Here is a 21009-nt window from a genome sequence, read left to right as displayed (position 1 = left end):
AGACATCCTTACCAATCCCCTACGGCGCCATCTTTGTAAAAAACACGTTGTGGCAACTCCTGTTCAAAGGGATGTTTCTTAATGATAGCCTCATTGATCTCAATACCAAGACCCGGCTTCGCAGAAGGGGTTACCGTACGGTTGGATTTGTTGATGGAAAATCCTTCCTGTACTACTTCTTCCCGCCAGGGCACATCATTATGCACGGTTTCACAAATAATATAGTTGGGTGTAGCGAATCCGAATTCAAGTGAGGCAGCAGTACTGACAGGTCCCTGCGGGTTGTGAGGTGCTATGGACACTCCATAGGCTTCGGCCATCGCCCTGATCTTTAAAGCGGCAGTCAACCCTCCGCAATGAACAATATCGGGCTGGAGGACACTGGCAGCCCGCAATGACAACAGATCTCTGAAAGCATGTATAGACGTAAGTCTTTCACCAGTTGCGACAGGCGTTGTTACAGATTCCTGTATACGGGCTATATCTGTCATATGCTCAGGCCAGCAAGGTTCTTCGAAAAAATACAGACCGTAAGGCTCCAGTGCTTTTGCAAATTGCATACCCATACGCGGGCTGGGACGTGCATGGCAATCAACCATGATATCTACATCAACGCCTACGGCATCGCGCATAGCAGCTACACAAGCTTCCGCATAATGTATGGGTTTCAACCCTTCCAAAGTATCAGTAACAGGTACTGCCATTGACTTAAAAGCTGAAAAACCTTCTGCTACAGATTGCAATGCCAGTTCTGCAAATCGGTTGGCATCATCGGGCTTCGTCTGGTAAAAATCCTCCATCTTTCCACCTCCCAGATGCGAATACAGGCGGATAAAATCCCGTACTTTACCACCCATGAGTTCATGACTGGGAACGTTATGAATTTTACCCAGGATGTCCCAAAGCGCAATATCAATGCCACTAATGGCTGTCCCCCTAACCACGTTATTACCATGCCAGAAGTGCTGCCGGTTCATCATCTGCCATAAATGTTCAATTCTCCTGGGGTCTTCCCCCACTATGAGTTGCGATACATCTTCAATTGCTCCTACCACCGAACGGGTATGCCATTCCAGGGTAGCTTCTCCCCATCCCCAAAGACCGGGCTGATCGGTTATTACTTTTACGAAGATCCAGTTGCGCATACGTGCATTACATACATGCGTTTCAACACGAGTTATTTTCATTTGTTTTGTTTGCTTTAGTTCAGGGCATCATCGGTTCCAATAACACCTGCAATTAAGTTTTTATACAACCCGGCCAGATCCTATTAAAATGTTATAGTAAGGCCTCCATCTACCGTTATAACAGAACCCGTGATATAGCTGGAATCGGGGCCGGATAGAAACCATATTACGCCCGCTATTTCTTCCGGCTCTGCCGCCCGCTTTAACGGAAGGTGATCATTCTTTACATAGTTATCTTTAAACCATTCAGAATCCAGCTCATTTCTACCGTCTTCTTTTACCGACATGCCTGTATTTACAAAACCCGGCGCTACGGCATTTACCAGTATATTTTTTTGAGCCAGCTCTACTGCCAGTGAACGGGTAAACTGCGTAATAGCGGCCTTCGCCATTCCATAGGAAGAGCTCCCTCTTGCTACGCGGTTCCAATGTATGGAAGTAACGTTTACGATACGACCTCCATTTACAAGAAAGGGGATCAGTATTCTTGTTGCTTTAATAACCCCATACATCATTACCTGCAAAAGACTATCCCACTCTTCAAAATCAGACTGAACCACATCCACCGATTTTGAGATACCAATCGAATTAACAATAGCATGTAAGGGGAAAAAGTCTTTTTCTACATATGTATGTAATTGCTCCAGGTATGCGGGATTTGTAACATCTAACTGTAAAGCCTGATGATTTTCACCTGTTAAACCCGCCGTTACATTCCTTGCATTATCGATATCCGGGGCCGCCACCAGCACCTCCCATCCTTCTTTTGCAAAACGTTGTGCAGCTGCCTTACCAATTCCTGAGCTTCCACCTAATACGACTACTTTTTTTCTCATTCCTGTTTAGTTTCCTGATCAATAAGTGGCACGGCCACCTGATAGGTCAAAGATAAAGCCTGTGTTGAAACTGGACTCTTTTGATACCACCCAGGCAGCCATGGCTGCGACCTCCTCAACGGTACCCAGCCTTCCCATAGGTATTTTGCTTACCATATACTCTAATTGTTCTGCGGCGGTATTGGCATTCATGGCAGTTTTAATCACTCCCGGCGCCAACCCGTTAATAGTGATCCCCGTTTTAGCATATTCCTTCCCCACTCCTTTTACTAAGCCCATAACGCCCGACTTGGAAGATGCGTAACCGCACATAAAAGGGTTGCCTTCTTTACCTCCAATCGATGACATCAAAAGTATTCTTCCATAGTTATTTTTTTCCATGGCTAAAATACTGTACTTCGTCATCAGAAAAGAACCTTTCAGGTTAACATCGTATACTTTGTCATAATCACTCAGCTCATAAGCCGTTATCCGGGTGTTGCTGGGCCCTACTATCCCTGCGCAATTAACCATGATATCTATCTTTCCAAAGAATTGTTCCACTTCATCCACGGCACCCCTTACGGCCTGTTCTTTACTAATATCAATGGAAATACCTTTTACTATATAATTCAAACTGGTGAACTCTTTTACCGTTTCGCTCAGCAAATCTTCATTAAGGTCTAAAATAGCAATCTTACACCCTTCGTTAGCTAATCTTAGTCCTACAGCTTTTCCTATACCTTCTGCACCACCCGTTACTATTGCCACCTGATTTTCAAATCTTCTCATGATTCCGTTTTTATTAATTTTCAGTGTTTTTTACATTAAACCTATTCGCAGGCAATCCTTTAAAGCCACAATGCCTTGCTACAAAGAGACAGCCCTCATCATTATCAATTGAATCTTTATCCAACCTCATATCATCCCGCGCTGTTGTTATATAGAGGTCTTCATAAGTTGCTCCCCCAAAGACACAGGAAGTAACATTAGCTACCGGAAGCCGAATAGCCGATAATTTGGCACCGGTTGACGGGTTCCAGCGCGCTACCTGAAAGCCACCCCAGTGCGCGATCCATAACATCCCTTCGGTATCGATTGTCATCCCATCAGGAAAACCTTCTTCTTCAGCTATTTCAATTACGGTTCGTTTATTGCTGATGCTACCCGTATCCAGGTCATAATCATAAGCAACCACTTTGAAGGTGGGTGTATCAATGTAGTACATGGTTCGATTATCTAAACTCCAGGCAATACCATTAGATATCGTGACTCTAGGAATTTGTAAAGAGCAAATCCCATCTGCTACGCAATACAGATTGCCTGCGCCCGTTTCATCGGTAAATGATTTGGTACCAAACCAGAATCTCCCCCTGGCATCACATTTACCATCGTTAGAGCGATTGGTTAAAAGGCGACGCTCCGGACCGGTTACTACAGATTGCATGGTTCCTGTTAAACGATCTATCCTTACGACCTCATCTTTCAAGGCTGCCAAAAAATCGCCATTATCGCAAAGCGCTATACAACCGACAGGTTGCCCGAGCAAAACTGTGTGCTGCGCTCCTGATACTGTATTAAATTCATGTATAGCCTGCCCCGATATATCCACCCAACAAATGGCCGACCGCCCGGCGTCCCAAACGGGTGATTCTCCCAGCTGGCAATTCAGTTCTAACATTTTTTGAATCGTCATCTTTACTAATTCGTTGCTCTTTTTAAATTTTGCGGAGCTTCATAGCAAATCCTCCGCCAGGCATCAGCTTTACTTTTAGCTTTTCTCCGGATTTTATATTCCTGATCTCGCGGTTATAATCGCTACCATTTCTGTCTGCGTTTATCCCATCGGTGAATAACAGCATTTCATAATTACCTGCCGGTAGAAAATTCAGATCCATCTCCATCGTCCGTTCGTCCCAGTTGGTCATACCTGCTACCCACCAATCGCGGCCGCTTCTCCTTGCGAGAGCCAGGTGTTCTCTTAGTTTACCATTGATGGTTACGGTTTCGTCCCAGCTTACCGGGACGGTTTTTATAAAATCAAAGCTCTCGGGTTCTTTGATGTATTCGGAAGGGTTATCGCTGATCATTTGCAGTGGCGCCTTATACACTACGTACATGGCCAGCTGCCTGCAACGGGTACCATGACTCATAGGCTGATTACCGATTACCCTGAAATTGCCTTTGGCCGCATTGCGCATAGCACCGGGTGTATAATCCATAGGACCCGCCAACATGCGGATAAAAGGTATCGTAACATCATTGTCCACCATATCCGTTGTCGCTGAAAATTTTGAAGTTTCCAAACCCATGACCCCTTCGAAATTTAAAACATTAGGGAAAGTACGCTGAATGCCGGTTGGCTTGTAAATACCGTGAAAATCGAGGATCATCTGATACTTAGCAGCTGTAGCTGAAGAACGATACACGAAATCTACCATTTCCTGGTCATCGCGGTTCAGATAGTCTACTTTAAACCCTTTAACCCCTATTTCAGCATAATGCTTAAACGCTCTTTCCATATCCCTATCCAAAGGCCAGTAACCTGCCCATAACAAAATGCCGATGTTTTTTCTTTTTCCATAATCCACAATCTCTTTAATGTTCATCTCCGGAACTACCGCAAAAAGATCTACTTTCTTCCGGTCAGACCATCCCTCATCCACTACCACATACTTCATGTTATTAGCAGCAGCAAAGTCGATATAGTATTTATAGGTTTCGGTATTAACACCTGTCTTAAAACTAACATGTGTCATATTCCTGTCGTGCCACCAGTCCCACATGGCCAGGCCAGGTTCGATCCAGGAAACATCTTTGATCCTGGACGGCTCAGCAAGCTTATATACCAATTCAGAACCAAGCATATCCTGGTCTCTTGTAGTAACTACGAAAACTCTCCAGGGGAAATTCCGCTTGCCTGTCACTTTTGCTATGTAATCAAACCGCTTATCTACCAGCATCTGTATATTTCTTCCGCCACCCTGGTGCTTGGCATCGGGATAGGCGGCAAAATAGGAACTGAGTGCATTAGCGCCTTCAACACGATTCAAATACAACCCCGGATAAGATTCGAGATCAGACTCCGTGATGATCACCTTTTTATCTTTACCCACGTCTATCACCAGGGGAAGAACGATCAACCTGCGGCTATCTATTTTTGAAAGCGGTATTACATCGTAAAAATTTTCAAAGGCGGTTTCCAGCTGCTTTTCTTTAGGAGCAGGCTTGTCTTTCGATCCTGAAGTGTAATTAGTGACCGTTTGAAAATCGCCCGGAAAGTTTAGTCCCACTTCTTCATCCATGATATTGAAACCAGTCTCCCGCCTGTTCACAAAACGGTAAGCAGCCCCCTCGTTGTACAATCTAAAAACCAAACCCCAATCTCCTTTAAAATCAATAGCAACCTCCTTATACTGATTCTGTAAGGTGGCTGAGGTACCGAAATAATAAGGAATAGTTTCGTTTTTTTCAGATCTGCTGATCTTCTTTACCACCGGGCTTACTCCCCATATTTCCCCACCGGCAAGCGTCATCGAAAGCCGGGCATTATCAACCAGCACATCGCCTGCATGTTGCATGGAATACGATATTTGTTTGCCTATTGAAAGCAGTAGTTTCAATTTCCCATCGGGAGATGCTATAGGGATCTGTCGCTGTCCATTAGCAACCGTAATCATAAGCAGTATTCCCGACAACATCCAACCCAGCTTTTTCATTATACGTATCATTTTAATCCTGTTCTTAATAATCTCAGTTTGTTTTTTTATTTGCCGGTGTTTACAGATCCGGCCCCATCAACTTGATGGCTCCTGCTCTGAAGGCCTGCTGGCCGCTTGTAAAGTTGATGAGTATGCCAATAGACACCTGCGCGCTTTGCGGTAACGTAAACGTAATTTTTACATTGAACCTGTCTACACCGGTAACAAAGCTCGCGCTTGAAAGTGCCGAGGAAAGAGCGGTCACATCAGGCAAAGTGTTACCCAGGGCTGCCACCACGTACCGAGCCTGTGTACCGCGGTTCACAGCTGAAGTAGCGCCATCGGTAGTCCACGTAACTTCATACTCACCTGCAGGTAAGGAGAATGTCTGGTAAATTTTACCATTATTGATTGCGGGGTCTGCATCACCCCATTTTTGTACACCAAATGCACGTCCGCCGTTAATATTATCGTAACCTCCGTAGATCTTGTTGCCCGTTGCTCCCTGGTTTAATACAGCGTTATTGATCGTCCAGTCTTTTAAAGTTCCGAAACGGGCGCCGTCATACAATTCGGCCACAAAAGGCACTGCATAGTTTTTAAAGTACCTGGCGGTGAGATCTATTTTAGCAGGCGGTACGTAAGGTACTATTTCTTTTTTGGTAAATGTGGTACGAAAAGTGTCGATCGCATTAGAGTCGGGCAGGAAAAGCGTTCTGTAAAAATAATTCGTTCCCGATTTATAATCCTGGAAGAAAGTGGTATCGATATTCTTTCTTTCAAATCGATATACTGTATCACCCTTGAGGTTTACATATTTTATCTCGGTGCCCAATGCACCAAGATTATCGTCTGCGATACCCCAGGCTAAAAATACCTCTCCGCTGCTTTTTTGCTGGGCCGCCAATACAGGCCGGTCTAATAACCTCGACCGGTATTTTGCACCGTAAGTAGTACCGAATACTTCCAGCGGTACAGAATTATGACCATCTTTATCGTAGGTTATGATAGTAAAGGAATAGCTATCCTCAGGCAGGTTATTGATCATACAGCTGATGGTATCCATACCTGCGCTTACCGGAACGACTATCGAGTCGGCTCCTACGTTCCAGCTTATCTTTACCTTCACAATACTGGGATCCGGGCCTTTAGGCCAGCTGATCCTAATGCGATTATCACCCCCGTTTAATATAACTTTCGCCGGCCGGCCGGGATAAATGATACCGCCTTTTTCTAAATACTGCTCATAGGTACTATCCATTTTTGTACAACCAGTTATAAAGAAGAGCAAGCCTGCTAATGCCGTTAATAATATTTTCCTATTCATGTTAAACAGTTTAATTTACTTCACCCCAGAATGAAATTTCGGAAGTTTGTACCCCGCCGCCGGGCGCCCAGGTTTCTAATGTTTTAAAACGTATATATCTTGCAGGGAAGGTATTTACCGGCTCGAAGTCAAAATCTTCTCCATTAACTACTGCATACTCCACGTCTTCGGCAGTTGTAGATCCGAAGGGCAACCCGGAGGGTTTTACCGAAGTGAAAGAACCCATCAGTCGCCAGTTATTCCATCCGCCATCGGGATCGGGGTTATTACTTCCATAAATTTCAAATGATTTGATCATGGGCGCGATATAGGGATAGGCCCTGCGCTGGTACACTTTCATCCTGCTGAATGTAGCTGTGAGGCCCATATCCAGCGTAAACCACTGAGGTACGGCATAAGTAGCCGAAACGATCCATACGTTTTCCGAGTTATTGGTAACGCCATCCCATATTTTTTCTATGTTGTAGTTAAAAGTATTTTGCCAGGTATCTGTTGGAAGCTTCACCAGCTTGAAATTGGTTTTTGATATAAAGGTTTCCGGCAAAGGCGTTATGGCTTTAACCAATGTATCTGAACGGTTGCCCCATCTGTCCCTTATAAAAATACCTATCCTTCTTTCCTTACTGGCCATGCCCCTTGCCGAAAAAGCGGCTTTAGGACTACTGGTGAAGAAAGTTGTAACCGGGGCCCAGGTGTCTTTGCCTGTTGAATCAGACATTACCACAATAGCCAGGTTTTCCCTGCTGGGATTTTCAAAAGCCACTTTTACACCGCCAAAAGTTGCTGAAAGATCAATCGTAGTAAAAACAGACAATACCGGAGGAGTAAGTGGCCTTACGCTTATTTCTAACGGGTCTGATTCTTTTTCATTACGTCCCACGCTGATCAGCTTTACACTGTGATCCAGCATGTGCCCAAAACCTTCAACCCTTATGGTATCATAATACCTGGAAGCTTTTGCTTCCTGTACAGTGCCGGGCCTTACTTCATAAACAGCCTTTACATAAGATAAATTAACATCATCAGGCAGTTTATATTTTATAATGCCGCCGCCGGGCGTAGGCTGCACCACCACATCAAATACCTGCGCGGGTGCCGGCTTAGACATATCCAGGTGGTCCAGACGCTCTGTTTTCGCACAGGAAGTTATTACTATAACACCTGCTACTAATAAGGTTATTAATATACTATTTCTACTTTTCATGTTACCTTCTTATAAGATTCACAGATTTGTTTACCAACCGGTGTTCTGCACCAGGTTCCTGTTCACTAATATATATTCATCTTTTATGGGCCAGAAATAATCCCTGGTGCCAAAGCGCTGGTCAAAGATCACTTTAGGGCGATAGTAAGCCGAAGCCACTTTCTGCTTCAGGTCCCAACCAACAACGGGCTGGTTCAGCGCCGATGCCGCATCTTTCCACCGCCTCAGATCCCAGAACCTTTGTCCCTCAAAAGCCAGTTCGATCAATCGTTCCTGTTTAACAATGCTTCTTAACCCTTCTTTTGTTTGCGGTTTATCCGGCTGGTTCGAATAGGTTGCCCAGGAGGTCACAACCCCGTTCAGTCCGGCTCTTTCCCTTACCAGGTCTATGTAACGAAAAGCGGTTTCGCCCGGACCATTTACCTCGTTTAAGGCTTCTGCATACAGGAGGTAAACATCGGCCAACCGCATAATGGGCCAGGGATAGTTAGTAACTGAATAAGCAGTACCTGCACCAATCACATTTTGGAAGTGTACATATTTTTTGATAAAATATCCGGTAATGGTCCCTCTGTCTGCCAGGTTACTGCCATTACGCTGGCTTCCCATCGCCTCCAGGTAAAACAATTCATCCGGTTTGGCATCATCGTATTTCCCTTGCCCATACCAAACTCCGCCATCAAAACCCAGGTCGGCGTAGAAACGCGGCTCCCTGTCAAAATGAAGGCGGGCCGTTAAATAGTTTCGTCTTACATAAAGCTGATCCTGTTCTGTAGCTTCCCTTAAAGTATATCTCGAACTATAGTCCCAGAATTTATCTTCTTCAATGGGCACACCATTGGCACTATAAAACTGTTCTGCAATTTTCATAGGTGGCGAGAGCTCCCCTCTTAATGGCCAGTTATCTAAGAACAAAGGATCAACAAATGTAGTCGCCAAAACCTGTACACTACTGGAATTGGTTTGTGTATTGGCCCAAAGAATCTCACTGTTCCATTTTTCGCACAGTGAGTTCCTGATACTCATTTGAGTTGAAATGGTATCTGACAGATTATTGACACCAACCGTTGGCGCAAACAGGTAAAGTTTGTAACCAGCGCTCTCACATACATCTACCGCTTCTTTGCATGCTTGCAGGGCCCGTTCCCATTTGGACGCCTGGTAGGTCGTATTGAATAAGGCTACTCCGTTTGGATTTTTTAGGTCTACCTGGTCCTGGTTGCCATTAAATAAAGGGCTTGCGGCAGTAACCAGCACTTTCGCTTTAATAGAGAGTGCAATGGGAAGCGTCACTCTTCCGAGCTCATTCATGGGGTCGTTGATAGCGACAGGCAGGTATTCTACTGACTCATCAATCAATTGGGTAATATAGTTGAAACAGGAGTCTACCGGATCCCTCATCACTTTTACTTCTTCTGGTGTAGCCGAAATGGGTAGGTTTTGCTTTACCAGTGGTATGGGCCCATACATTCTTACCAATATAAAATGATAGTAAGCTTTTAAAAATTTCACTTCACTGGCCCAGCGTGCTTTTTCGGGCGCTTCCATATCAGGCACTTTATCGATATTCTCTAAAAAAATATTGCAGTCCCTTAAAGCCCGGTACATCGCCTGCCAGTTGTCTCCGTAAGGATCGGTAGCGTTCATTAATCCCCTGGCTATGTTGAACATATTTCCTCCATTGGTAATAATACGCCATATCTCATCGCCACCCTGCATAGCCGGATCAGACGCGAAATCGCCGTTACGGGGCATATAAGAATAACAGGTTGCCAGGAACTTTTGCGCCTGCGTTCTTACAGTAAATGCATTATCAAGAGTAGCTATATTATCCGGCACCACATCGAGGTATTTTTTACACCCTGAAACCAGGATCAGCAATACTGCTAATCTGAAAATATGATGGATAGATCTTTTATTTCTCATAACAATTTCCTTTATTGATGCTTCTAAAAATTCACGTTAAGTCCGATATTAAATACACGCTGTACCGGGTAGCCCAGCCCATTACCGGCCATTTCCACATCCCAGAGCTTAAACCTGCTGAAGGTGAGCAAATTGCTACCGTTAACAAATATGCGGAAGTTGGTAGTTTTGATCTTGCTCTGCAGTTTAGCGGGTAGTGTATAGCCGAGCTCTGCTTGTTTTAAACGAAGGAAAGTACCGTCGCGCATAAACCAGGTACTGGTTTGTGTATTATTATTAATGATGGTGGTGCTTAGTCTTGGCCAAAGCGCATACACATCCTGGTTATCCTCCGACCAATGACTATTGGCATAAGCGCCGAGCAACTGCGTCTGATCCACGAAAGGATAGGTTTTGGCTACATCTATCCAGAAAGATTCATTGGTCAGGCCCTGGAAGAAAGCCGAGCAATCAAAGCTTTTATAACCCAAAGAGAAACCAAAACCGTAAACAATTTCCGGAACAACAGGATTACCGATCGGAACGATATCTGCTTCAGATATTCTTCCGTCCCTGTTTACATCAAGATATTTAATGTCACCGCCACGATATTCGCCAAAAGGCTGGGCGGGTGAGTTGTAAGCTTCATAGTCATCTACAAAGAGTTTTTCTGCAATGTATCCATACCATTGGTTGATAGAGTTGCCTACTTTATAACGATACGGTTCAGTATATTGAGGTTCCTCGAATTTGCGATACTTGTTGGTAGCATAAGTAAAATTACCTCTTGCGGTCAGCCACCAGCTATTCCAGTTATGTTTATAATCCAATGAAATATCCACCCCCTGGCTGGAGGCTTCCCCCACGTTGGCGCGTATAGGTGCTGAAAGTCCCATAGTAACCGGTACATAACTTCTTGTCATGAGAATATTATTCCGGTACTCATAAAAGAAATCAGCCTGGATATTGATCTTATTGAATAAGCCTAACTCTATCGCGTAGTTTTGCTTTGCAGCTGTTTCCCAGGTAATGTCTTCATTGGCATACCGGCTCAAAGAAATACCATTGGCCGACCAGGTTTGATCTCTTCCGAAAATAGCTCTGCGGGCGGCATCATTCATGTTAACATTGGAAAGAAAAAAGAAACGATCCTGTGGCGAACCGATCGCATCGTTACCCACATAACCATAAGTGGCTCTTAAACGCAGGCTCGTTACCACGTCTTTTATTGGCTCAAAAAACTTCTCGTTGGAAACGGTCCATGCCATACCGGCCGAAGGGAAGAACCCGAATCTTTTGGACTTATGAAACCTCTCGGAACCATTATAACCAAAGTTAAATTCGAGAAAATACTTATTATCGTAAGAATAAGTACCGCGGCCTGATACGCCCAGGTTCCTGAAAGGTAATGATAGCTGCAGATCTGAAGCATTGGCATTAAGGTACTCGCGCATCATAAATACCACCAGGCCACTCAGTCCATGCTTTTCATTAAACGTGCGTTTATAGTTCAGCATCGACTGCATATAGAAGGTTGAATTCACTACCTTATCGCCCGGCTCATAACTCAGGTATTCTGTAGCCGTGGCGGGATTCAGATTGCTGATCCCATAGGTATCAGTAAACTTATCATAGCCATTCAAGGTGTAGTAAAACGGGTTATAAGATCGCAACACATCAAAATAAGCATAGCGGTTCGTATTCATCATCGCTTCGAATGACAGCCCCTCTGTTACATAAGAGAAATCGTGTTTCAGTTCGAGTTGTGCAGCCATGGTAGAAGTTGAATAATCCCTGAACCCACGTGTCATATCAGCATAAGGGTTCCGGTAATCCCCGTTACCAAAGTTTCCATACATAATGTGCTTGATGTATTGCGTTTGCTCATCCTGAGGGAAATAAGCGGGGAATAAAACAGGATTGGACCTCACTACCCTTTCATACATGGCCGCCCCTCCATAAATGGGTCCGGTGTAATCATCAAAATTACCACTCAGGCGTACTACCAGGCCGGTTGTTTTGTTTACTTTGATATTAACATTGGAACGAAGCGAATAGCTTTTAAGATCAATATTGTTATTGAAGTTGTTGCGCTGATCGGTTTTTAAAACGCCATTATCTTTATTAAAGGTACCCGAAACGAAATATTGGGCTACACCACCGCCACCACTTATATTTATGTTCATACGCTGGTTCATTGCATAATCTTTAAACATCATCTTACGCCAGTCGTTAGCGGGGTACACATAAGGGTTGACTCCCAATTCGGTATTCATGATCTTTTCATCAGAATATAAAACAGTATTAGGATTCAACTGCCCCAAAGGTGTACGCGTGTATACCGCTTCATTATATTGTTTCATAAAGGTTACCGGGTCGGCAAGCTCCACATCGGTAGTGGGCGTGGATATAGAATTCTCTGCCCGTAAGGATAAAACAGCTTTTCCTTCGCGGCCCTGCTTGGTGGTAACCAGAATAACGCCATTCGCACCCCTGGCACCATATACTGCCGTAGCCGTGGCATCTTTCATAATACTAAAACTGGCGATATCATCAGGTGTTAAACGCGCCAGCTGCGTGGTTGTTACTTCCATGTTATCGATAAGTATCAACGGATCTACTTTGTAGCCAAAGGTGGTAACACCCCTGATGAAGAAATCTGCATTATCCTGGCCAGGTTCACCACTTCGCTGATAGGCGATAATACCGGCTACTCTTCCCGCCAGTGCCGTAGTAAGGTTGCTTGATGGATTCTTCTTAAACTCTTCCGCATTGATGGAGGTTACCGAGCCTACCATATCACTTCGCTTCTGTTTACCGAAACCCACGATCACAACCTCATCCATATTGCTTTGTTCTCTTACCAGTACAATCGACTTGGCGCTATTATCTTTTACTACCACTTCCTGCGTGACAAAACCCACAGCTGAAAATACCAGCACGGCTTTTTCATCTTTTACAGTAATGATAAATGCGCCACTGCTGTCGGTAACCACTCCGTTACCGGTACCTTTCTCCAGTATATTCACACCGGCAAGATCATTACCCTCATCGCTCATTACCTTACCTGACACCTGTAATTGCAACCAGACATTAACGAAGCCGGGAGCGGGTTCATTGGCGTGCAATGATTCAATGCTGAGTGCCATTATAAACAGCAGGAATAGTTTTGTCCATCCGGGACACATCAATAAAAGAGCCCTTCCGGAGCCGGACTGCAGACATCTTTTCTTCATAAAAATTTACTCTTGGTTGTTAATACAATTCAATGGATTGTATTACTGATGACAAAAAATCGCTTTAACAATTAAGGAACAAGTATCGTTATTGGAAGACAAAAATATCTTTTTAAAACACCCGTTTCCTTCACTATTTTGCATAAATTGTATACTTTATTAACAATAAACGGCAATATATTGACTGCTTAACATACAAAACAAATATTTTTACACTGCACACCTGTTTTCCTGATAAAAACGATTGATTTGAAACCTCAGCTCCATAAATTACCTGTAAACCCTGATGCCAGCTTCATCTATAAAGAGCTCATTATGGAATTTTTCCCCATGCAGTGGCATTTTCATAAAGAATTCGAGCTGGTGCTAATAGATAAGAGTACCGGAACAAGATTTATAGGTGATAATGTTAACCGCTTTGAGGATGGGGATCTCTGCCTGATAGGCCCGCAGGTTCCTCATTTTTACAGGAATGATGATGTATTCTATCATCAGAAACATACACTTTCGGCGCAGTCTATTTTTATTCACTTTACTGAAGACTTCCTGGGTAGAGATTTTTTGCTGATACCTGAAATGAAGCAGGTAAAAATACTACTGGAAAAGTGCTGCTATGTTTTGGAAATACAGGGAACCACCAAAGAAATTATCATCAGCAAACTCTATGCTATGCGGGATGAGACACCGCCGCAACGCCTGGTCAGCCTGCTGGAAATGCTGATCATTCTTTCTGAAAGCAAAGAACTGGAACAGCTGTTAACTTTTGACTTTTCGGCCAGGAGCAATGACAATACGCAAAAGATCACGCAGGCAATAGAGTTTATCTTAAAAAACTTCAAGCAAAAAATATATGTGGAGACCATTGCCCAACAGCTGAATATGAGTGTACCCGCCTTTTCCAGGTATTTTAAGACCCATACACGAAAAACCTTTACCGACTATGTAACGGAAGTGAGGATTGCGCATGCCTGTAAGCTGATCACAGAAAATCAATTTTCAATTTCTGAAATAGGGTATAAAAGCGGTTTTGATAACCTGTCCAATTTCTATCGGCACTTTCGTAAGATTCATGGACTGATACCCAAAGATTATCGCAAACGTTTTTTAAGCAACAAGGTCGACTAATGAGAGGCAGGTTATTTCCTGAATGGTGTTGAATCGGCCAGGCTATTTCTCAGATTTAAAACCTGCGGGCCTGCCTTATAAAAAGCGTACCCGATTATCAGGATGATAACCAGGTACGCCGGGGGTTCCAAAGAAAGTGCTTTTAAATGCTATCGCCCGTAAAATGACTTAAACTTTATAATATTGTTCCCAACCCTTCCTTGGAGGAGCTCCTTCGAGGAGAGAATTGGCAAGGCTATGATTGGTGATTTTCTTTTTAGCCCTGTCAAACTTCAGTTGCCCGTTTGTTTGCTGTGCTAATACACCCAGCGAAAAAACCTGGCTCAGCGGGCCTGCTATTTCAAAGGGAGACCGGGTTTCTTCCAGCCCCTTGCAGGCCAGTAAAAAGTTTTTATAATGATTGGAAGTTGACAGAGGCACCTGCGGTAGCTGCGACTGCAGCTCTTTAGCTTTCTGCTCCGGAATAATCGATAAGGTACTACCATGTGATGCACCTTTAAACGTAAGGTCTTTAGAGTAGATGATCTTACCGGGGTTTAGTTTAACCGGCTCCAAGGTACCTGTGCTTGGTGGTGGTATATTGGGATCGAGCCCCGAAACGCCATAGCCCTCGGGTATGGGCGGAAGATTATCAATACCATCGTACCAGGTAATCGTTACAGGCGGCTTATCTCCTCTTTTAGGAAACTTAAATTCAATGGTACTCGACATGGGAAAGAAAAAATTATTGTGACCGGTTGATTTCAATGAATTGACTTCCTCTGGCAGACCCAGGTCCAGAAACTGGTGCGCAGTATCCAGTATATGAGCGCCCCAGTCGCCGAGTGCCCCCATGCCAAAGTCGTACCAGCATCGCCATTGACCGTTGACAAAATCTCTGTTATAGTTATGTTGTTTTCTGACAGCGCTATGCCATAAATCCCAGTCCAGGCTGGCTGGAGTTGACTCCATTGCGGGAAAGTTTTTGATAGCAGGGTCCCAGCCATGCCAGCGACGCGGACTATTCATGTGTGCGGTTATCTTCGTTACATCTTTGATAACACCTGCTTCAACCCATGTTTTAAACTGAAAATAATTGGCTTCCGAATGCCCCTGGTTACCCATTTGTGTCACTACATTCTTATATTTCCGGGCTGCTTTCATTAACAGCTCATTCTCGCGAAACGTACGTGCCATGGGCTTTTCAACATATACGTGTTTCCCCAGCATCATCGCATGCATGGTAATGGGAAAATGAGAATGATCGGGCACGCCGATGCAAACAGCATCTATCTGGTTACCCATTTGATCAAACATTTTCCTGAAATCCTGGAATCTTTTCGCGGCTGGAAACATGTTCATCACTTTGACGGTTTGAGGAGCGCCCATATCTACATCACATAAGGCCACAATATTGGCCAGCCCGGTTTTACCGAACTCTGCAATAATTTCTCCACCCCTGTTTCCAATCCCTATGCAGGCGAGATTCACTTTTTCATTAGCGCCCGTCATCAGACCCCGTGAGGCTTTTAGGAACGAAGGCAAGAGCAGGAGCCCCGTTGCGCCCACTGCAGATTGTTTAATAAATTTCCTGCGGCTATTGGTATGCTCGGTAATGGCCATTATTATTACTATTTACTTTTGTTGTGAATATTTAGTTATCGCTTATTTTACAGATGCATTTTTGGTTTTACGCGTTTCGAACGCCTTTAAGCCCCTGCCTTAATTAAATTTCTGAATATTAAAACTCAAGGCATATCGGATTAATTCAATTGCATCGGTAACCAGGTAGCAATCTTCTTACCATCCCAGCTATTTACAGATGCATAATTTACGACAGATATAAATCCACCTTTTACAGGTACTCTGAACTGCATCAGCGTACCCGGCAATGAAGGCTTCTCAATCGTTAATGGTACGTAACCGTTATTGCTTAAAACAGATACCGGCCTGTTGAATAGGCTATCAATATTCTCATCCCTTGATAATACCACCGGGCCCCGTACCAATGCTTTAAAAAAATCCCCGTCCCTATTGCTCCCTCTGGGCGCATCCAATATTCTGCACCGCATATCCAGGTTTAGTTCGATCTCATCATCATTCCAGTTTCTTTCTATTTTAGCATAAGTGCCCGCTTCTACTGTTACTTTTTGTTTATTGACTGTTACAGTATTGGATTGGCTCCATCCGGGAATTCTGATTCTTAATGCAAATTTCTCTTTTTGAGGTGTCGAAATCTTTATGGAAACTTTCCCTGAAACGGGGTAATCGGTTTTCATCGTAATTGAAAGCCGCTGCCCTTTGGGTGTTTGCATTTGCACCTTTCCTGCATTGAACAGATTAATAACAGGGCCCAAACCTGAATTCATCACAGCGATATAGGGAATGTAAGCCAATCCCATCGGACCATTTAAATTACAGCAGGTAACTCTTAAATTACCAATATCTGTGCCCCAACCGGTGTTGATTGTTTTTAAACCATTTAAACGATTGACATAGCTAAATCCCTGTCCGTTAGGTTTCATAGAACCAATTAATCCGTTATAAATATATTTCTCTATATCGTCCACCGCCAGAGGATCGGCAAACAGGCGTAATATATGGCTGCTGTATTTCATCCAGGTTACACCTACACAGGTTTCCATCATCCGGTCCATCTTCGGGTTGGTTTGTTCGGAGGCAGTATTATTCCAGGCTTCGCCTTGCACGGCAGGATGATGCGGCAAATCTCCCCCGCCATTGCCAATGATCGTTATTTCCTTTTCCCTGACATTTTTGTACAGGTTTAACAGCATTTGCCTGTGTCTTGGATCTCCCGCCGTTCTGTAATAATCTGCAAGTCCTTCAAACACAGAAAGCATTTCGTAGGCTTTTGGGTAATGACCACACATTTTATACGGCTCTGTATTATTAAAAGCCGCTTCAAAAATATTATGGTGTTTGCTACCGCCACTTTGTATAATGTATTTTGCAAAATCCAGGTAAGACTTTTTTCCTGTAAGTTGATACAGTTGCATAAAAGGCTCGAGTAAAGAACTCGATTCAATATGCGTTTCCTCGAAACCTATATTTTTAGCGCTCCACCCAACATCAATAATATTTTTTTTGGGAGCAGGACCTATCAGCGTCATGATATTATCCGCCTGTTTCTCTATACTTTTAAGTACAGCATTATCCCGCGCCACATAGTTGTAGTAACTTAAGAGGCCCAGCAATACATACTTGCGCTCCCAAAGATCGCTTTCATCCGGCTGAAACGCCGGTTCAACGCAGCTGATGCTTCCATCAGGTCTTTGCGTTGACATAAGGTCTTTTACGGTTTTTTCAAGAATATGCTTCAATTCTTCGTCACTTTTGTACCGGTAAAACATAGATGCTGAACGCACCGACTTACCCCACATTTCTCCTAAAGCAAATTGAGGTCTCCCGTTTCGGAAAAATCCTGCAAAAGACGCGTAGGGCACCACACCTTTATTCCAATTGACCAGTGACCGGGTCATGTAGGTATTAAGATATCCTTCTAACTGAACGGCGTTCGCTGGTAGTGGCCATAGCTCATCTTTTACCTGTGCAACGAGGTTGCCTGTTATCAGCATCCAACAAATGATAAAAACGAAAGATTTCCTGGGACGAGGGGTGAAAAGCAATTGTATCATAACCGTGAATTTAAAATACTTAAGGCATCACTCCTTATAATAGATGATCTTTTATTGATTTCCCGAGGTTCATTAATATCAGCTGCCAGCTTGACCATGCAAAAAAGTCCATCTTCAGTTTCACAAACCGCTATCGTTAATCAAATAATTACTTTGATAGCTCTTTAACTTTTATACTTCTGAAGCTTACTTCATTCCCATGATCCTGTAAGAGAATATGACCTTTTTCAGCTTCTCCAAAGCGTTGCCACTCTTTGTATTTACTCCCGGCTACTAATTTTTTGAAATCTTCTGAACCTCTTACAAATTGAACCAGCGGTATTCCATTCAGAAAATAAGTAACCTGGCCGTTTTCCTGCGCCAGTATTCGTCCGGTATTCCATTGACCAATGGCTTTAAAAGCCCTGGGGTCTTTTTTAGATGCAATAAGATCGTATAGCGAGGCCATCGTACGATTACCATCTTTTCCCAATTTGGCATCGGGGTGCAGCTTATCGTCTAATATCTGGTATTCGGGACCAATGGCGGATCCTTCATTCTTTTCTTTTAAAGTCACATAATATTTGACGCCACTATTAGCCCCGGGTGTTAATTTAAATTGGAAAGTGAGATCAAATGCTGCATACTCTTTATTGGTTACAATATCTCCGCCATTCATAGATTCAGCACCATCGGAAGGGAGTACTTTAAGCTCCCCGTTTTCGATGCCCCATCCTTTCGAAGGAAAGCTATTGCCTTTAGCGCTCCGCCACCCCTTCATGGTTTTTCCGTCGAATAGCAAAGACCAGCCCTGGCTTTTTTCCGGCGACGACAAATTGTTTGGGATATTGTTAACCGTATAAACATTTTTAACAGGTGACAACTTTACATCGCTGGTATTGACCCGGATATTCTTCCAATATATCTTTTGACCATCTACCTTGCTGGCCCCTATGCTATGCACCTGTAAGGCTATATACCCACTGGTGTTCATCGTATCCACCAAAATGGCTGCCGGTATACCATTGACAAAGGTTTGTGTTACTGCTCCCTTGCATTCAATTCTCACCCTATTATACTGCCCTTTTTTATAGGCTACCCTAGCTGCATCATTTAAGTCAAGCGGATACAGCCAGCCTCTGCGTGCTTCGTCATATATGCCACCGGTCCAGGCTCTGGGCGAGGGGTCCAGCTCGTATTGATATCCGGAAACCTTTCCTTTACCATTGGCAGCTGATGCATCGTAATTACTCCTGAACTGGATGCCCGAATTAGTAGCATTATCTTCTATTTTCACATCCAGCTCCAGGATAAAGTCACTGTATGTTTTATCGGTAAGCAAAAAAGTATTAGGCGTATTCACCACTGTTACCCCAACGATAGCATTATCTTCTATCATATATTTAGCGGCGCCGGCTACCTTGTTCCATCCAGCAAGCGTTTTCCCATCAAATAGCGATTGCCAGCCTTTTTGGGCATGCGAGCCGATGCCAAATGCCAGTAATAAGGCTGTGCCTATTATTTGTTTCATGTATAATATTTAGTATATTGTTTTAACCCTCTTGTTTGATCGTTAGACTTATTATTTCATGCAGCAGTAAAAAAGCATCTGCAACCACGAGCATCTTGTCCGCTCCAAAAGCTATTCAGCAACAAAGTGCTCATTTATTTTAAACAATGACTATGGCAAATCTTTACAGTCACACCCAGCACAAAAATATTGCAATCGCTTATTGCTTTATTTCACTTTCGCGTTGAAAACCTATACTTTCTTAACAGGCTAATCGCCATTCAACAAAACTCAACATCATTAAAGTCAAATAAGCATATTCATATAAGAAATACTTTAATGCATGGATTGCGTGTGTTAAACCTGGATAACAATAAATAATTATACCTATTGAAAAGAGCAAGCAGGAAAGATCCGGATGCCAACGTAGTTAATGGTTGCTATAAATGCTAAAACAGGTTAACTTGTTTATAAACGTTAGTTTTAAAAAACATCTGACAACTACTATTTCCGTTTATACGGCTCCCTTTTAATCCAGCTGATACAGTCATCAATCCATTGAAGTTGTGCTTCTTTATTGAACACACCGTAGCCATGTTTTCCCTTTTCGTATAAAAACAGTTCTACCGGTACGTTTTTTTGTTTTAGCGCTGCAGAAAAATACAGGCAGTTTTTCACGTCCACTACTTTATCATCCATCCCCGATGTAATGTACGTGGGTGGCGTTTGTTCCGTTACATTCAGCTCACTTGAATACTTACGGATTTCCTCAGATGTTATATCTGGTCCTACCAGGTTTTTCCTGGAACCCAAATGTGCCAGGCTGTCTGCAAAGCTGATCACCGGGTACACCAGTATCATAAAATCCGGTCTCAGGCTGGTTCCTTTTGTATTCTGCAATTTTGTTTCGAAAAACTGAGTTCCCACTGTAGATACGAGGTGACCGCCAGCGGAGAAGCCCATGATACCGATCCTGTTGCCATCGATCTTATAAAGCCTGGCATTTTCTCTCACGTATTGAATCGCGCGCTGCGCATCGGTTAGCGGCACCCATTCCTTATGATCCATCTTTTGATCGTTGGGTACGCGGTAATCTACCAGGAAAGCAGTTATCCCGGCTTCTGTCAGTTTTGTACAAGCCGGGATCCCTTCTACTTTATTAGCTCTTCCTCCATAACCGCCGCCCGAGCATACAATAACAGCCGTTCCTTTGGCCGTATTTTTTGAAGGCCGGAATACTGTTATCGTTGGAATTTCAGTGCCTGCTTTGGCAAAAGGAATTTGGCCATCCGGGTATAGATTTATTTTTTCCTGTGAAAAAGATGTGAGTACAGCCAGGTTGGCAAGAAGAAGGGCTACTATTTTATGCATCGTTAATTGTTTAC

At 43.6% G+C, this 21009-nt stretch carries 14 protein-coding genes; 1 reads left to right on the top strand and 13 read right to left on the bottom strand.

The annotated features are described in order from the left end of the window. Positions 1 to 8 precede the first annotated feature (8 nt). The 9 genes from dgoD to U0035_RS00365 form a co-directional block, all read right to left on the bottom strand. Complete coding sequence (gene dgoD, locus U0035_RS00405) at positions 9 to 1187, bottom strand: galactonate dehydratase (RefSeq protein ID WP_114791347.1); 1179 nt, start codon at positions 1185 to 1187, stop codon at positions 9 to 11. An 83-nt stretch (positions 1188 to 1270) separates the two neighbouring features. Then, complete coding sequence (locus tag U0035_RS00400) at positions 1271 to 2023, bottom strand: SDR family NAD(P)-dependent oxidoreductase (protein WP_114791346.1); 753 nt, start codon at positions 2021 to 2023, stop codon at positions 1271 to 1273. A gap of 18 nt (positions 2024 to 2041) precedes the next feature. Further along, on the bottom strand, positions 2042 to 2794 hold the full coding sequence (locus U0035_RS00395; RefSeq protein WP_211316448.1) for an SDR family NAD(P)-dependent oxidoreductase: 753 nt from the start codon (positions 2792 to 2794) through the stop codon (positions 2042 to 2044). A 13-nt stretch (positions 2795 to 2807) separates the two neighbouring features. Then, positions 2808 to 3698 (bottom strand): SMP-30/gluconolactonase/LRE family protein, encoded by an 891-nt coding sequence (locus tag U0035_RS00390; protein ID WP_114791344.1) that lies wholly within the window; start codon positions 3696 to 3698, stop codon positions 2808 to 2810. A gap of 22 nt (positions 3699 to 3720) precedes the next feature. Then, positions 3721 to 5721, bottom strand: coding sequence for a retaining alpha-galactosidase (locus U0035_RS00385; protein WP_114791343.1), 2001 nt, complete (start codon positions 5719 to 5721; stop codon positions 3721 to 3723). Between the two features lie 61 nt (positions 5722 to 5782). Next, positions 5783 to 7030, bottom strand: coding sequence for a DUF4998 domain-containing protein (locus U0035_RS00380; protein ID WP_114791342.1), 1248 nt, complete (start codon positions 7028 to 7030; stop codon positions 5783 to 5785). Between the two features lie 10 nt (positions 7031 to 7040). Then, on the bottom strand, positions 7041 to 8234 hold the full coding sequence (locus U0035_RS00375) for a DUF5000 domain-containing lipoprotein (protein WP_114791341.1): 1194 nt from the start codon (positions 8232 to 8234) through the stop codon (positions 7041 to 7043). 30 nt (positions 8235 to 8264) lie between these two features. After that, complete coding sequence (locus U0035_RS00370; protein ID WP_114791340.1) at positions 8265 to 10160, bottom strand: RagB/SusD family nutrient uptake outer membrane protein; 1896 nt, start codon at positions 10158 to 10160, stop codon at positions 8265 to 8267. A 23-nt stretch (positions 10161 to 10183) separates the two neighbouring features. After that, positions 10184 to 13375, bottom strand: coding sequence for a SusC/RagA family TonB-linked outer membrane protein (locus U0035_RS00365; protein WP_245957740.1), 3192 nt, complete (start codon positions 13373 to 13375; stop codon positions 10184 to 10186). A 249-nt stretch (positions 13376 to 13624) separates the two neighbouring features. Between U0035_RS00365 and U0035_RS00360 the strand changes: the two genes are divergently transcribed. Further along, positions 13625 to 14500 carry a helix-turn-helix domain-containing protein gene (locus U0035_RS00360; protein WP_245957739.1) on the top strand — a complete coding sequence of 292 codons (876 nt, stop codon included), beginning with the start codon at positions 13625 to 13627 and terminating at the stop codon, positions 14498 to 14500. A 168-nt stretch (positions 14501 to 14668) separates the two neighbouring features. Here the strand turns inward: U0035_RS00360 and U0035_RS00355 are convergent, their stop codons facing one another. The 4 genes from U0035_RS00355 to U0035_RS00340 all read right to left on the bottom strand — a co-directional run bounded on the left by U0035_RS00355 (position 14669) and on the right by U0035_RS00340 (position 20995). Beyond that, positions 14669 to 16102 carry a Gfo/Idh/MocA family oxidoreductase gene (locus U0035_RS00355; protein WP_114791339.1) on the bottom strand — a complete coding sequence of 478 codons (1434 nt, stop codon included), beginning with the start codon at positions 16100 to 16102 and terminating at the stop codon, positions 14669 to 14671. Positions 16103 to 16242: 140 nt separating this feature from the next. Next, positions 16243 to 18135, bottom strand: coding sequence for a beta-L-arabinofuranosidase domain-containing protein (locus U0035_RS00350; RefSeq protein ID WP_114791338.1), 1893 nt, complete (start codon positions 18133 to 18135; stop codon positions 16243 to 16245). 148 nt (positions 18136 to 18283) lie between these two features. After that, positions 18284 to 19645: a 3-keto-disaccharide hydrolase gene (locus U0035_RS00345; RefSeq protein WP_114791337.1), complete on the bottom strand. Its 1362-nt coding sequence runs from the start codon at positions 19643 to 19645 to the stop codon at positions 18284 to 18286. A gap of 483 nt (positions 19646 to 20128) precedes the next feature. Further along, positions 20129 to 20995 (bottom strand): alpha/beta hydrolase, encoded by an 867-nt coding sequence (locus tag U0035_RS00340; RefSeq protein ID WP_114791336.1) that lies wholly within the window; start codon positions 20993 to 20995, stop codon positions 20129 to 20131. Positions 20996 to 21009 lie beyond the last annotated feature (14 nt).

Origin of the sequence: Niabella yanshanensis (assembly GCF_034424215.1) — a bacterium.
GTDB lineage: Bacteria > Bacteroidota > Bacteroidia > Chitinophagales > Chitinophagaceae > Niabella > Niabella yanshanensis.
Note: the sequence above shows the minus strand (reverse complement) of the source record. Positions and strands in the feature narration are given on the sequence as shown.